This is a genomic window from Gordonia sp. OPL2 (assembly GCF_003797825.1).
Taxonomy (GTDB): domain Bacteria; phylum Actinomycetota; class Actinomycetes; order Mycobacteriales; family Mycobacteriaceae; genus Gordonia.
The window spans coordinates 145,874-159,886 of sequence record NZ_RKME01000008.1 but is presented as its reverse complement, the minus strand read 5'-3'; the positions used below and the strand labels follow the sequence as shown (position 1 = coordinate 159,886).

The following is a 14,013-nucleotide window of genomic DNA, read 5'->3' as shown; positions in this document are numbered from 1 at the left end:
GCGTCGCCGATTGTTGCTGTCGTTAGACCGTGAACGTGGCGCCTGGTCGGCGCGTTCACTGCGACGATGGCGGCCGGTGCGGTTCTCTGCATGTCCTCCTCCCACCTCGCGACTGATCCGAGTCTTCGTCGGTGAGCGCGGTGCGTAACGGATCAACCGGTCGGCATCACCTCGAATCCCCATCGAAATCAATGTCCTACAAGGAATCCGGGAAGGATCAACCATGGCACGTTCCGACGTCCTGGTCAGCGCCGATTGGGCTGAGCAGAACCTCACCACCGACGGCGTCGTCTTCGTCGAGGTCGACGAGGACACCTCCGCCTACGACGGTGGCCACATCGCCGGCGCCGTGAAGCTCGACTGGAAGACCGATCTGCAGGATCCGGTCCGTCGTGACTTCGTGAACGCCGAGCAGTTCGGCACGCTGCTGTCCGAGCGCGGCATCTCCAACGACGACACCGTGGTGCTCTACGGCGGCAACAACAACTGGTTCGCCGCGTACGCGTACTGGTACTTCAAGCTGTACGGCCACAACGACGTCAAGCTCCTCGACGGCGGCCGCAAGAAGTGGGAGCTCGACGGACGCCCGCTGAGCACGGACTCCGTGAGCCGTCCGGGAACGACCTACAAGGCCGGCGAGCCCGACCTCACCATCCGCGCATTCCGTGACGAGGTCGTCGCCGACATCGGTGTCAAGAACCTTGTCGACGTCCGCAGCCCCGACGAGTTCTCCGGCAAGATCCTCGCGCCGGCCCACCTGCCGCAGGAGCAGAGCCAGCGTCCCGGCCACATCCCCGGCGCCATCAACGTGCCGTGGAGCAAGGCGGCCAACGAGGACGGCACCTTCAAGAGCGACGAGGACCTCAAGGCGCTCTACGACGAGGCCGGCCTCGACGGTTCCAAGGACACCATCGCGTACTGCCGCATCGGCGAGCGCTCGAGCCACACCTGGTTCGTGCTGAAGGAACTGCTCGGCCAGCAGAACGTGAAGAACTACGACGGCAGCTGGACCGAGTACGGTTCGCTGATCGGCGTCCCGATCGAGCTCGGAGAAGGAAAGTAACCATCATGTGTGCTGCACCCAAGCAGGGACAGAAGCTGCCGGCAGGCGTCGACGTCGAGAAGGAGACCGTCCTCACCGGCCAGGTCAACGACTCGTCGGGCACCCCGGTCGCCGGCGCCTTCGTCCGGCTGCTCGACTCGACCGGTGAGTTCACCGCCGAGGTCGTGGCGAGCCCGACCGGCGACTTCCGGTTCTTCGCCGCGCCCGGCACCTGGACACTGCGTGCGCTGTCCTCGGTCGGCAACGGCGACGTGACCATCACGCCGGACGGCCCCGGGGTCCACGAGCACGACATCGTCGTCGCGAAGTAACCTCCGGACATCTGAGGAGATTCAGGGCCCGGTCACCACATGGTGGCCGGGCCCTGAATCGTCTGCGTCGTCGAGTCGTACCCCTGCGCTCCGGCGCTGCGCGTCCTGCTCAGCCGCGCTCGGCGCGCTCCGCGAGACGGTCCAGCGAGGCCCGCAGGCGCTCGGCGGTCGTCGCGCGCGCCGTGGGCAGGCGGTTGGGGTCGTGCAGGTCGGTCCAGTCGTAGGTGTGGACCACGCGGGTGCCGCCTTCCTCTGGGGCGAGAGCCCATCGCCACAGGTGACCGACCGGCGCCGACGACGGCTCGGCCGGCCGCCACGCGATGAGCCGTCCCTCCTCGAACTCGACGACGTGGTTCTCGCGCACCTGACCGTTGGTGAGGGTCATCGCGAAGACGTCGCCGACGCCGGTCACCCGCTGGCCCGGGGCCGCCTCCGCGAGGTTGTCGTTACCGTCCCACTCCGGTTGCCGGGTCGGGTCGGCGATCAGTTCGAAGATCTCTTCCGGCGCCGCGGAGATGAACCGGGAGGCCGTCGAGACGCGCGTGTCATCGGTCATCTGCCCATCCAATCGCATCGGCCGACCTCGGGTCGAGAGCGTCCGACGCGCGCGGTAAACTCGCCGGCGTGGTCATATTCTTCGAGATCCTCCTGATCCTGGCATCGATCCTGATCGCCTGGTTCGGTGTCTACGTCCTCTACCGTCTGATCAACGACGAGTCGTGACCTCCGCCGACGCGGACAGCAACGACGAGAACGGTCGGCCGGACATCCGCCGATCGGGCGACGAGGCGATCAATCAGGCTGCCGAGCGCGCCAAGGAGACCGCCGATCGCAACCTCCCGGAGTGGGGTGAGCTCCCCCTCCCCCACGACACCGCCAACCTGCGTCACGGCGCCGATCTGCACTCGGGCCTGCTGGCACTGCTGCCGATGGTCGGGGTCTGGCAGGGCGAGGGCGAGGGCAACGATCCGGAAACCGGCGAGGACTACCACTTCGCGCAGCAGATCATCATCAGTCACGACGGCCAGAGCTTCCTGAACTGGCAGTCGCGTTCCTGGGTGATCGACGAGGACGCCCGGTTCGTGCGACCCGACCTCCGCGAGACCGGCTACTGGCGCATCGGCGACGACGACACGATCGAGCTCCTCCTCGCGCACGCCGAGGGGTCGATCGAATTGTTCTACGGACGGCCGCTGACTCAGACCTCCTGGGAACTGGCGACCGACGTCGTCATCAAGGCCGATTCCGGACGGCGGACCGGCGGGGCCAAACGGCTCTACGGTCTCGTCGAGGACGGCGACCTCGCCTACGTCGAGGAACGTGTCGACGCCGACGGCGATCTCATCCCGCGACTGTCGGCCAAACTCCGTCGCTACGCGGGCTGAACCGCGTCGCCCCGCCTCACCGGCCGCGGCGCAACCAGCGGCGATCCGACCACGCCAGATAGAGATTCTTCTTTGGGATCGCGCTGTACACGACCGTCCCCAGCATGATCACCACCGAGCCGTAATTCGTTGCGGTGCCCGGCTTTCCACTCGTGCCCGGGATCACGGAACCGGACGTCGCGAACGACGCCGACCGCCCCGGCCTGCTGTCGACCCGTTCACCGACCACCGAGAACACCTGCCCGGTGTCGGCGTCGGCCCGTACCGGAAACGTCATCGCCGTGCGCGGCCCGATCTCGGCGACGGCTCGCTCCTCGCCACGATTGAACAGCACCGCGACGGACTCGTCGCCGGTGTTGCGGATGGTCATCGACTCCGCGCCCGTCCGGTACTGATAGGTCACCCCGGACGCCTCGGCGTCGAGGTGGATCTGCTGGGGATAACCACAGTCCCAGTCGGCGCTCCACGGCGTCAGGAAGTGATGATCGAGATACTCCCGACGTCCGGGGACCGGCAGGACGCTGGGCATCAGCTCACCGCCGGCGAGCCACATGACCCCAAGGAGGGTGGGGCTGCCGTCGGTCCGCGGCGCCTGGACGTAGCACACCGAGTCGCCCGGCGGCACCGGAACCGACTCGCCCGGCGCGGCGATCACCAGGTCCAGCGGCCCGTCTGCCCCCACCGTGAGCACACCGACCGTTCCCGTACCGCGGTTGTGGATGGCCACCTCGCCGTCGACGCGCGTGTGGTGCACGCCTGCCGCCATCGGATCGGCGAACACGAACGACGGTGATGTCGGGACCCCGAAGTCGACGTCACCCGGCTTCCAGAACAACCCGTCCGGATCCCGGTCGGACCAGCGCACCTCGTCAGGTCCCGGACCGTCGAGCACGAACAGCGGCTCGTCGCCGTACGGGTCGGGCGCCGCGGTGATCTGCCCGACGCAGACCGGGCGGCCGCTGCACCTCTCGGTCTGCAGGATGTGGAACTCGGCGGCCGGCAGTTCCACCGAATCACCCACCGGCACATGGGTGAAGCGTGTGCCGTCGGTACCCGGCAGTTCCGGCGTCGAGAGGACACCCAGGTCGCGGTGACCGCGGTTGTGCAGGACGACCCGGCCGGACCCGGCGGAATAGCTGTAGGTGATGCCGGTGATGTGGCCGGATATCCAGGTGGCCGCACCGTCGTCGGTCCAGTCGGCGTCGTCGGGGGTGAGGAACCGACCGCGGACACTGTCGTCGGCACGGCCGTCGGAGACGTGCCGGTCGACGCTCGGGAGCTCGTGCACGGGTGCGGGCACGGCGAGCGCCGTGTCGTCGGCGGACACCACGTGTGCATGTGTCGTGGTCATGTCGGTCTCCTCGGAAGTGATCCTCGTGTCAGTGATTCGCATCCCGCGCCGTCGCGGATGGGATGGGTGATCGGGTCGATCACGCCTCTGAGGCAAGTTCACGTCAGATCCGGTGCTCGAGCACGAGTAGTCGACTACTTGACTTGGTGGTCGCATCCGCAGTGACCTGCGTTACGCCGCCGATGTGGTGCGAACGGACCCTTCCGGACATGAAACGGCCCCCGCACCACCCGTGGGGACGGGCGACGTCGATCGGACAGGATCGAGGTGCGGGGGCCGGGTGACCATCGGGTATTCGCCGGCGCGGGGAGTGCGGTACGGGTCCGGTATCCGAACACCTCCGGCACACCACCGTGCAGTGAATGCCACGGGGTCCGCGCTAGCGGATGGTCACCTCACGTGTCCAACAGTCATACAACTTCGAACCACCTCCTTCCTCGTGTACAGCCGAAGATACGCTCGCCGACGACGACCGGCAACGGATTTACCGATCTGCCGCAGCAGGCGCGATGTCGAGGAGTAGGCAGTCGGGGTTCATCGCGGAAACCTCGTGCGGTGCAACGTGATGCGTGACGACGATGACCGTCCGGTCACCACCGAACCACCCGCCGTCGGCGGCCAGGAGACGACGCATGACCGCCGACGCGTCGTCGGCGTCGAGATGTTCGGTGGGTTCGTCGAGCAGCACGACGGGCGCCGGGTGCAGCAGCGCCCGCGCGAGCAGCAGCCGACGACGTTGGCCGCCGCTGACGGCCTCCCCGCCCCCGACGAGATCGGTGTCGAGTCGCTCGGGCAGCGATTGCACCCACGGCCGCAGACCGACGGTGTCGAGGGCCGCCATCAGGTCGTCGTCGGTCGCATCCCCGCGCGCGAGCAGCAAGTTCTCGCGGACCGTCGTCGAGAACACGTGCCCCTCCTCAGCGAAATAACAGACCGCGGATCGTGGGTCGACCGGGCCGCCGGCGTCGTCGACGACGATGACCCGGCCGGCGCGCGGATCGAGGAGACCGGCGATCGTGACCAGCAACGTCGACTTGCCCGACCCGCTCGGCCCGGTCACCACCATCCGTGCGCCGGGTGTCAGACGCGTCGTGAGTCCATCGGTGGGGGCGAGATCGGGGCCGACGAGATCGGAGCCGCCGCGATCGGGGTCGGCCAGATCGGGCCCGCCCGGCCAGCCCCAGTGCAGCGCCTCGGTGGACACGGTGACCGGCCCGGTGTGTGGCGGCACGTCCCAAGGTCCGACTTCCGGACCGGACCCGGCGGTCGCGGGCGCGACGGCGACATTCGGCCCGCTCGCTCCGCTCCCGGCGCCACGGTGATTCGGCCCGCTCGCTTCGCTCCCGGCGCCACGGTGATTCGGCCCGCTCGCTTCGCTCCCGGCGCCGCCATCATTCGGCCCGCTCGCTTCGCTCCCGGCGCCGCCATCATTCGGCCCGCTCGCTTCGCTCCCGGCGCCGGCCCGATCGACGAGCGCCATCACCCGCGCGGCGGCCTGTCGGCTGCGTTCGAGCTGAATGCCCGCCTCGGTGAGCGGGGCGGTCGACTCGAATGCGGACAGCGGCAGCAGGATCAACACACCCAGGATCATCGGGGTGAGGCCCTCACCGGACGCCACCGACGCGAGCGATCCCGGCACCGCCGAGGCCAGATGCACACCGATCAGACAGGCCGCGAGGAGCGAGACGCCCAGCGACAGCGGGGTGGCCGCGGCGGCCGCCGCCTCGTGACGCAGACCGCGGTCGGCGGCCGCACGGGCGGCGAGATCTGCCTGCGCGGCGGTGGCCAGCACCTGTTCGCGGCGCCGGGCGACGGTGAGTTCGGGCGCATGCCAGAGGGCTGCCATCACCGCATCCGAGGTCCGCGTCGACGCGATCGCACCGTCGGCGATCGCCGTCGCGGCCCCGCGGGCAGCCAGCCACGGGGCGACCAGGCCGCTGACGACGAGTGCGACCGCGAGAACGACTGCTGCCCACCAGGACACCAACGCCATGATGACCACCGCCGCCACGCTGGTCACCGCGCCGACCGCGATGGGGATGACCCCGCGGATCAACGCATTGCCGATCTCGTCGATGTCGTCGCCGGTGCGGGCGAGCAGGTCGCCGCGTCGTAACGTCACCGAGTACGCGGGCGACCCGGCGGCCAGTGTCCGGTAGATGCGTTCGCGCGCGGTCGCCATAGCCCCGAGCGCCAGGTCGTGGGTGGCCAGACGTTCGAGATAGCGGAAGACACCGCGCGAGATGCCGAGCGCGCGGACCGCGGTGATGGCGACCGACAGGTAGAGGACCGGCGGCATCTGCCAGGCCCGGGTGATCAGCCACGCCGACAACGCGGCCAGTCCCAGAGCGGACAACGACCCGCCGACCCCGAGGAGCACCGACGACACCACCGGGCGGCCACGGAGTCCGAGAAAGGTGAACGCACGGCGCAACGGGTCGCGGGCGCCGCGGCCTCGAGTCGGTCCGTCGTCAGGCGACATCGTCTCCCCCGCCCACCTCGATGATCTGATCGGCGAAGGTCCGGACGATCGGCTGATGCGCGATCACGACGACCGTGTCGCCGGCACGAGCCCGCGCAGTCAGGGCGTCCAGAACCCGGGTCGCCGAGACGTCGTCGAGATGCGCCGTGGGCTCGTCGAGCAGCACCAACGGCGACGGCGAGGCCAGCACGCGGGTGAGCGCGAGACGTTGCCGCTGACCGGCCGAGAGCCCCACCCCGCCGGCACCGAGCACGGTGTCGGGTCCCTCCGGCAGCGTTTCCAGCACGCTGTCGAAACCCGTTGCCGCCGCGGCAGTCCGGATGGCCACCGGGTCCAGTGTGCCGAACAGCGCAAGATTGTCGGTGACCGTGCCCGGCACGACGACCGGCTGTTGGGGCAACCACGCCACCTGCTCGTGCAGCGCATCCGGCGCGAGTTCGGCAACCGAGATCGACCCGACCAGCACCGACCCCTCGTCCGGATGGAGCAGACCCATGACGGCCAGCAGCGTCGTCGACTTCCCGGAGCCGTTACGACCGGTCAGCACGGTCAGCTCACCGGGGCGGATCACGGCACTCAGTTGGTAGGGAGCCCAGCCGTCGCGGCCGTGCACGCCGACATCGAGCAGCGTGATCGGCGTTCCCGCGACCGTGCAGGTACGCCGCCCCGGTGCCGGCGCGGGGGCGGCGCCCGTGCCCTCGATGAGGTCGATCACCTCACCGGCGGCCGTCACGCCATCGGCGGAGTTGTGGAACTGGGCACCCACCTGGCGCAGCGGATGATAGGCCTCGGGCGCCAGGATCAACGCGAGAATTCCCGCGTACAGGCTCATCTCGCCATACACGAGGCGAAGGCCGATGCCGACGGCCACCAGTGCCACGCACAGGGTGGCGAGCAGTTCGAGAACGGCCCCGGACAGGAAGGCCACACGCAGCGCCGACATCGTGCTGCGCCGATGCGCCTGCCCGAGCACGGCGACCCGGTCGGCGGGTCCCCGGGAGCGGTTCATCGCCCGTAGCGTCGGCAGGCCGGCGATCAGGTCGAGCATCTGGGCCGTCAATCGGCTCATCGTCGCGAGTTTGCGGGCCGTCCGATCCCTGGTCATCAGACCGATCAGCACCATGAACAGCGGGATGAGCGGCAGGGTGATCAGGATGATCAGCGCCGATGGCCAGTCGGTGAGTGCGATCACCGCGACCACCGTCGGAGTGACGGTGCCGGTGACGATCAGCGCGGGCAGATACCCGGACAGGTAGGGCCCGAGGCTGTCCAAGCCGCGCAGCAGGACCGTGGTCGCGTGGTCGCGGCGCGCGAGCAGCTCCCGCGGCGACGTCCGGGCCGGATCGGTGAGCACCTCGAGCGCGCCGGTGCGCAGCTGTGCGATCACGCGTGCCGACGCCCGCTGCGCGTACCGATCGTGCAGGAAGCTCATCAGGACGCGCGCGGCGAGGGCACACGCCAGCACGGTCAGGTGTGCCTGTTGGGCCGCGAGTGACCGTGCCGACGGCTCGACAATGATCTCGGAGACGATGGACGCCGCCATCGCCGCCGTCACGATGATCGCGACGACGGTCGCCGCCGAGAACGCCGCCGTGACGATCACGTAGCCGCGCGCCTGCGACGAGTGCCGCAGCAGTCGCGGATCGATCGGCCCGGTGCGGGGCCCGACGGACGTGCGCTCCTCGTCGTCGCGGGATGTGTCGTCGGCGACCGTTGCCCGAGTCATTCAGTGGGCACGCGCAGCGACGGCAGGCCACCGGGCGCGGGGATCTGTTCCACCGAGATCCGTTTGCGGAACACCCAGTAACTCCATGCCTGATAGCCGATGACGACCGGCGTCATGAACACCGCCGCCCAGGTCATGATCGTCAGGGTGTAGTGGCTCGACGACGTGTTGTCGATGGTGAGGTTGTAGGCCGGGTCCGTCAGCGAGGGAAGGACATTGGGATAGAGCACGGAGAACAGCGTCGCCACGGTGCCGGCGATCGCGATCGACGTCGCCAGGAATGCGATGCCCTCGCGCTTGAGCTGGGTCGCCGCCACCATGACCACCGCGGCCACGGCCGCGATGAGCACCGGGATCCAGGTCCACCCGTTGCCGTGGGCGAACTGCGTCCAGAGCAGGAACACCGCGGCGACCACCAGTGTGGGGATCGCCAGGCGAGAGGCATACTTCATCGAATCCTGCTGCAGGACACCACCGGTCTTGAGCGCCAAGAACACTGCACCGTGTGTGAGGAACGCCAGCAGCGTGGTCAGACCGCCGAGCAGTGCGTACGGGTTGAGCAGATTGAAGAAGCCGGCCGTGTACTGCGCGTCGGCGTCGATCGGCAGGCCGCGGACCACATTGGCGAAGGCCACACCCCAGAGGATGGCCGGTATCCACGATCCGAGCCCGATGCCGACGTCACACCACATGCGCCACTTCGGATCGTTGATCTTGCCGCGCCACTCGATCGCCACCACGCGGGTGATGAGTCCGATGAGGATCAGGAACAGCGGCAGGTAGAACGCGGTGAACATCGTCGCGTACCACCCGCCGAAGGCCGCGAACAGCGCGCCGCCACCGGTGATCAGCCAGACCTCGTTGCCGTCCCAGACGGGACCGATCGTGTTGAGGATGGCTCTGCGCCGCCGGTCCGGATCGGCGATGTCGTCGGTCGAGGCCACCTGCTCGTCCCCACCGGTGTGACTCCGTCCGAGAAACGGCATGAGCATGCCGACCCCGAAGTCGAAGCCCTCCAGGACGAAGTAGCCCACGAACAGCACGGCGATGAGTAGAAACCAGAACTCCTGCAGTCCCATCGGTGATCTCCTCAGTACGCGAACGACAGTTTCTTGGACTCATCGGCATCATCGTCGGGCGATGGTTCGTCCGGCGGCACCGCGTCGTGCGTCGCCGGGCCTTCGATGATGTAGCGGCGCTGCAGCAAGAACCACACCACACCGAGCGCTCCGTAGAGCACCGTGAACCCGATCAACGTCACCCACACGGTGGCCGCGACATGGTTGGACACACCGTCCTGGACCAGCATGTGGATCTGCGTCGGATCGAGATCGTCCTGCCAGTTGGGTGCGACGACCCATGGCTGGCGACCCATCTCGGTGAAGATCCAGCCAGAACTGTTGGCCAAGAACGGCGTCGGGATCATCCAGAGCGCCAACAGGCCGAATCTGCGGGACTCCACCACCCGTTTGCGTCGGGTGAACCACAGCCCGCCGAGCGCCACCACCACGGACCCGAGCGCCCAGGTGATCATCGCCCGGAATCCCCAGTAGGTGACGAAGAGGTTGGGCGCGAAGTTCTGATTCGGCATCTGCAGCGCCTCTTCGTACTGCGCCTGCAACTGGTTGACACCCTGCAGCGTGGAGTCGAAGGTGTGCGTCGCGAGGAACGACAGCATGCCGGGGATCTCGATGACGTGTTCGATGTTGTCGCAGTTGTTCTGGCGGCCGATCGACAGGACGGAGAAGCCCGCACCGGTCTCGGTGTCGCAGAGCGATTCGGCCGCAGCCATCTTCATCGGCTGCTGCTTGAACATGATCTGCGCCTGGGTGTCCCCGGTGATGAAGAGCGCGACACCGGCGACCAGGGTGAGCCACAACGCGAATCGCGTCACCGGGCGCCACAGCTGGTGGGCGTCTCGTTCGAGATCCTCCGGCGTGGCGTCGATGTGGCTCGGCGAGGTCGTCTTCGGCATGTCCGATGTGTCGCCGGTCTCGATCGCCTCGCGGAGTTTCTTGGCGCGCCACATGTTGCGGGCCATCCACCAGCATCCGATCGCGGCGACGAACGTACTCGCGGTCAGGAATGCCCCGGCTATCACGTGGGGGAAGGCCGCCAGGGTGGTGTTGTTGGTGATGACCGCCCAGAAGTCGTTCATGGCAGGGCGGTTTCGGACAGGATCCCACTCCACGCCGACGGGATGCTGCATCCACGAGTTCGCCGCGATGATGAAGTACGCGGATGCGTTGACGCCGATCGCCGTCAGCCAGATGCAGGCGAGATGCACCCGGCGCGGCAGCCTTCCCCACCCGAAGATCCAGAGACCGATGAACGTGGACTCGAGGAAGAACGCGACAAGGCCCTCGAGCGCGAGGGGCGCGCCGAACACATCGGCGACGAAACGGCTGTACTCGCTCCAGTTCATCCCGAACTGGAACTCCTGCACGATTCCGGTGGCGACACCCAGCGCGAAGTTGATGAGGAAGAGCTTGCCGAAGAACTTGGTGGCACGCAGCCACTGTTCGTTTCCGGTGACATGCCAGACGGTCTGCATGACCGCGATCATCGGCGCGAGACCGATGGTCAGCGGGACCAGGATGAAGTGATAGACGGTGGTGATCCCGAATTGCCATCGGGAGACATCAAGAGCGTCCATGTCGCCTCTATCAGAGTCGGTGCACCGGGCTGCGGTACACGGCTGGGCCGGTGTGCGAAATGACTGCCGAACCGTTCCTACTACACAAAGTAGTAGAAATACCCCTCCGACGCTACGCTGCACCGATCGAACAGTTCAAGCGACCAAAGTCCTCATCGCACCGCGATTGAATTGTGGGATGAATACTGACCGCGCCGATGTGCGACGCCGGTCACCCGACGTCGATCATCTCCGATTGCACGGACGTACACATTCTCAATCAACGCAAATGGCGCGGTCCACCAATTGGGCGAATTCGTCGTTCTTCGTCGACTCCGGCATCACATATCTGTTCAACGAGGTCACCCGGGCCGCCAGCGCCACACTGCTGACCAGCCAGACGGACTCTGCGGCGATGAGGTCGGCGCGGCGCAGCGGTTCGGTCCTCGTCGTCCATCCCTCCTGGGCGGCCGTCTCGAACACCGCGCGTTGGGTGGTCCCCGGCAGGATGCCGATCTCCGCGGGCGGCGTGACGAGCGTCCGACCGGTGACGGCGATGACGGTCGATCGTGGCCCCTCCAGGACGGATCCCTCGCTGCTGAGGTAGATGACGTCGTCGAAACCCTGTGCGGCGGCATGCCGTAACGCCGCCATGTTGGTCGCATAGCTGAGCGTCTTGGCGCCGAGCAACTGCCAGGGCGCCGCGTCGGCGAGGTCGGTCGAGAATCCGCGTTCGAGGGTCACCACCGAGATGCCGTCGGCGCGCGCGGATCGGATGCGCTCGGCGACCGGACCGACCATCACATACGCGGTGGGGCCCGCGTCGGGTGCGCTCTCCCGGCCGCGCGAGTAGACGAGCCGGAGCCACGCCTCGCCCTCTCCACCGGAGCTCGCCGACCACTGCTTCTCGGCCACCTCGATGGCCGAGCGCCATGCCTCGCGGTCGGGCGCGGGCAATCCCATCATGTCCGAGCTGCGCTCGAGGCGATCGAGGTGGGCACCGACGCGCCTGACCCGGCCGGAACGGATCAACAGCGTCTCGAACACCCCGTCGCCACGCAGCGCCGCCAGGTCGTCGGCGTGCAGGAACGGGGCGTCGGAATCGTGGACCGTACCGTCGAGGGTCACCAGGATCTGCTGCGCCATGACGTCGAGGCTACGGGCCGGCGCGGCGTGTGGCTGTCATCACCCGCGGCCGCGTGGGCGTGTCGACCCGTAGAATCGACACGTGACCGCGTCACCCATTCTGACCAGGCAATCCACTCACGGCGCCGTTCCCGGCCCGACCGCGGCCGACGGCCCGGACGACCTCGTCGAGGTCGCCTGGCACTACGGAGATCCGCTCGGGGAACAGCGCACCGCCGAACGCTCGGCGGTGATCGTCGACCGATCCGACCGGGCCGTCATCGAACTCCCCGGACCCGAACGCCTCACCTGGTTGCACACCATCTCCAGCCAGCACGTCCAGGGCCTCCCGGACCGCATGAGCGCCGAGAACCTGTCGCTCGACCTGAACGGCCGGGTGGAAGAACACTTCATCCTGACCGATGTCGACGGCGTCACCTGGATCGACACCGAGGGAGTTCGCGGCGGTCCGCTGCTCGACTTCCTCACCAAGATGGTGTTCTGGGCCCAGGTGCAACCCGGCGCGCGGCCGGACATGACTGTGCTCACCGTCGTCGGGCCCGACGTCGTCCGCGGCCCGATCGCCGAGCTCCTCGAACTCACCCCGGACGCACCCGTGTACGCCGCGGGCGACCTGCCCGAACTCCACCACGAGGAGGAGCCGCTCGGTTTCTGGCGACTGATGCCACCGATCGGCGAGGGCGGACGGATTCCCGTCGTCGACCTCGTCATCCCCGAGTCCTCGGCAGACACCTGGTGGACTCAGCTGACCGACGCCGGGGCGCGCATGGCCGGCACCTGGGCGTACGAGGCCCATCGAGTGGCGGCACTTCGCCCGCGGTTGGGCGTCGACACCGACGACCGCACCATCCCGCACGAGGTGAACTGGATCGGCGACCCGTCCGAGCAGGGTGCGGTTCATCTCGACAAGGGGTGCTACCGCGGACAGGAAACCGTCGCGCGCGTGCACAACCTGGGCAAGTCGCCACGACGGCTGGTGCTACTGCATCTCGACGGCAGCGCCGACGAACGACCGGCCCCGGGCGACCCGGTGACCGCCGCCGGGCGCACCGTCGGACGGGTCGGCACCGTCGTCGACCATTTCGAACTCGGACCGATCGCGTTGGCCCTGGTCAAGCGTGCCGTCGGCGCCGACGTCGATCTCCTCGTCGACGGCGAGCACCCGATGAGCGCCCGGATCGATCCCGACTCCATCCGTGCCGACGATCGTCCACAGGCCGGGCGCGTCGCCATCGAACGTCTCCGGCGTGGACCGGCCGATTCGTGACGACCGCAGATGACACCGGCGTGGTACTGGCCGTGTGCGCCGCGACCGACGACGTGGTCCTCGACAAGATCGGGGCGAGCGGAATCGACAAACGTCCCTTCGCCGACCGGGTGCCCGTGAGCGACCTCGGTCTGACACCCGACCACAGCGTCGACACCAAGCACCATGGCGGTATCGACCAGGCGGTCTACGCCTACAGCGAACGCGAAGCACTCCGCTGGGCGGACGAACTCGGACGACCGCTCCCCCACGGCTGGTTCGGCGAGAATCTGCGCATCGACGGCATGCCGGTGACCGACGCCGTCGTCGGTGAGCAGTGGGCCGTCGGCGACGACGGGCTGCTCCTCGAGACGACGATCCCGCGGACCCCGTGCCGCACCTTCGCCGTGTGGTCGGGCGAACCGCACTGGGTCAAGCGGTTCATGGATCGCGCCGATGTCGGCGCCTACCTGCGCGTTCTGCGTCCCGGAACGGTGGGCGTGGGCGACTCGGTACGTGTCGTCGCCCGGCCCGACCACGGTGTGCGGGTCCGGCATCTGCTGCCGACGGTCGAGGCCGATCACGACGGGTTGTCGGCGTTGCTGTCGGCCACGGACCTGCCCGCCAAGGTCCGGCGAGAGGCGTCGCGCAAACTCGCCCGGGTCTGA

At 68.1% G+C, this 14,013-nt stretch carries 12 protein-coding genes; 5 read left to right on the top strand and 7 right to left on the bottom strand.

What is annotated here, in order from left to right; translation table 11 throughout:
* The first annotated feature begins 223 nt into the window (after positions 1-223).
* Together EEB19_RS11080 and EEB19_RS11075 are read left to right on the top strand one after the other, a co-directional pair.
* Complete coding sequence (locus tag EEB19_RS11080; RefSeq protein ID WP_187586115.1) at positions 224-1,063, top strand: sulfurtransferase; 840 nt, start codon at positions 224-226, stop codon at positions 1,061-1,063.
* Between the two features lie 5 nt (positions 1,064-1,068).
* A complete protein-coding gene (locus EEB19_RS11075) occupies positions 1,069-1,374 on the top strand; it encodes a DUF1416 domain-containing protein (RefSeq protein ID WP_187586113.1) in 306 nt (101 codons plus the stop codon).
* Between the two features lie 109 nt (positions 1,375-1,483).
* Here EEB19_RS11075 and EEB19_RS11070 read toward each other — a convergent pair whose 3' ends face one another.
* On the bottom strand, positions 1,484-1,930 hold the full coding sequence (locus EEB19_RS11070) for an SRPBCC family protein (protein ID WP_187586111.1): 447 nt from the start codon (positions 1,928-1,930) through the stop codon (positions 1,484-1,486).
* 163 nt (positions 1,931-2,093) lie between these two features.
* Here EEB19_RS11070 and EEB19_RS11065 point away from each other — a divergent pair, with 163 nt between their 5' ends.
* Complete coding sequence (locus EEB19_RS11065; RefSeq protein WP_187586109.1) at positions 2,094-2,759, top strand: FABP family protein; 666 nt, start codon at positions 2,094-2,096, stop codon at positions 2,757-2,759.
* 16 nt (positions 2,760-2,775) lie between these two features.
* Here the strand turns inward: EEB19_RS11065 and EEB19_RS11060 are convergent, their stop codons facing one another.
* The 6 genes from EEB19_RS11060 to EEB19_RS11030 form a co-directional block, all read right to left on the bottom strand.
* Positions 2,776-4,110, bottom strand: a complete 1,335-nt coding sequence (locus tag EEB19_RS11060; RefSeq protein ID WP_187586107.1) for a hypothetical protein — start codon at positions 4,108-4,110, stop codon at positions 2,776-2,778.
* Positions 4,111-4,594: 484 nt separating this feature from the next.
* Positions 4,595-6,592 carry an ATP-binding cassette domain-containing protein gene (locus EEB19_RS26890; RefSeq protein ID WP_262365575.1) on the bottom strand — a complete coding sequence of 666 codons (1,998 nt, stop codon included), beginning with the start codon at positions 6,590-6,592 and terminating at the stop codon, positions 4,595-4,597.
* Positions 6,582-8,318: a thiol reductant ABC exporter subunit CydD gene (gene cydD / locus EEB19_RS11045; RefSeq protein WP_187586105.1), complete on the bottom strand. Its 1,737-nt coding sequence runs from the start codon at positions 8,316-8,318 to the stop codon at positions 6,582-6,584. The genes EEB19_RS26890 and cydD overlap by 11 nt, the downstream gene beginning before the upstream one ends.
* Entirely contained in the window at positions 8,315-9,397 is a 1,083-nt protein-coding gene (cydB, locus tag EEB19_RS11040) for a cytochrome d ubiquinol oxidase subunit II (protein WP_187586103.1), read from the bottom strand. Before cydB ends, cydD begins: the two co-directional genes overlap by 4 nt.
* Before the next feature lie 11 nt (positions 9,398-9,408).
* On the bottom strand, positions 9,409-10,974 hold the full coding sequence (locus EEB19_RS11035; protein WP_187586101.1) for a cytochrome ubiquinol oxidase subunit I: 1,566 nt from the start codon (positions 10,972-10,974) through the stop codon (positions 9,409-9,411).
* 255 nt (positions 10,975-11,229) lie between these two features.
* Complete coding sequence (locus tag EEB19_RS11030; RefSeq protein ID WP_187586099.1) at positions 11,230-12,099, bottom strand: aminodeoxychorismate lyase; 870 nt, start codon at positions 12,097-12,099, stop codon at positions 11,230-11,232.
* A gap of 82 nt (positions 12,100-12,181) precedes the next feature.
* Here EEB19_RS11030 and EEB19_RS11025 point away from each other — a divergent pair, with 82 nt between their 5' ends.
* Positions 12,182-13,366: a folate-binding protein YgfZ gene (locus EEB19_RS11025; protein ID WP_187586097.1), complete on the top strand. Its 1,185-nt coding sequence runs from the start codon at positions 12,182-12,184 to the stop codon at positions 13,364-13,366.
* Positions 13,363-14,013 (top strand): MOSC domain-containing protein, encoded by a 651-nt coding sequence (locus EEB19_RS11020; RefSeq protein ID WP_187586095.1) that lies wholly within the window; start codon positions 13,363-13,365, stop codon positions 14,011-14,013. The genes EEB19_RS11025 and EEB19_RS11020 overlap by 4 nt, the downstream gene beginning before the upstream one ends.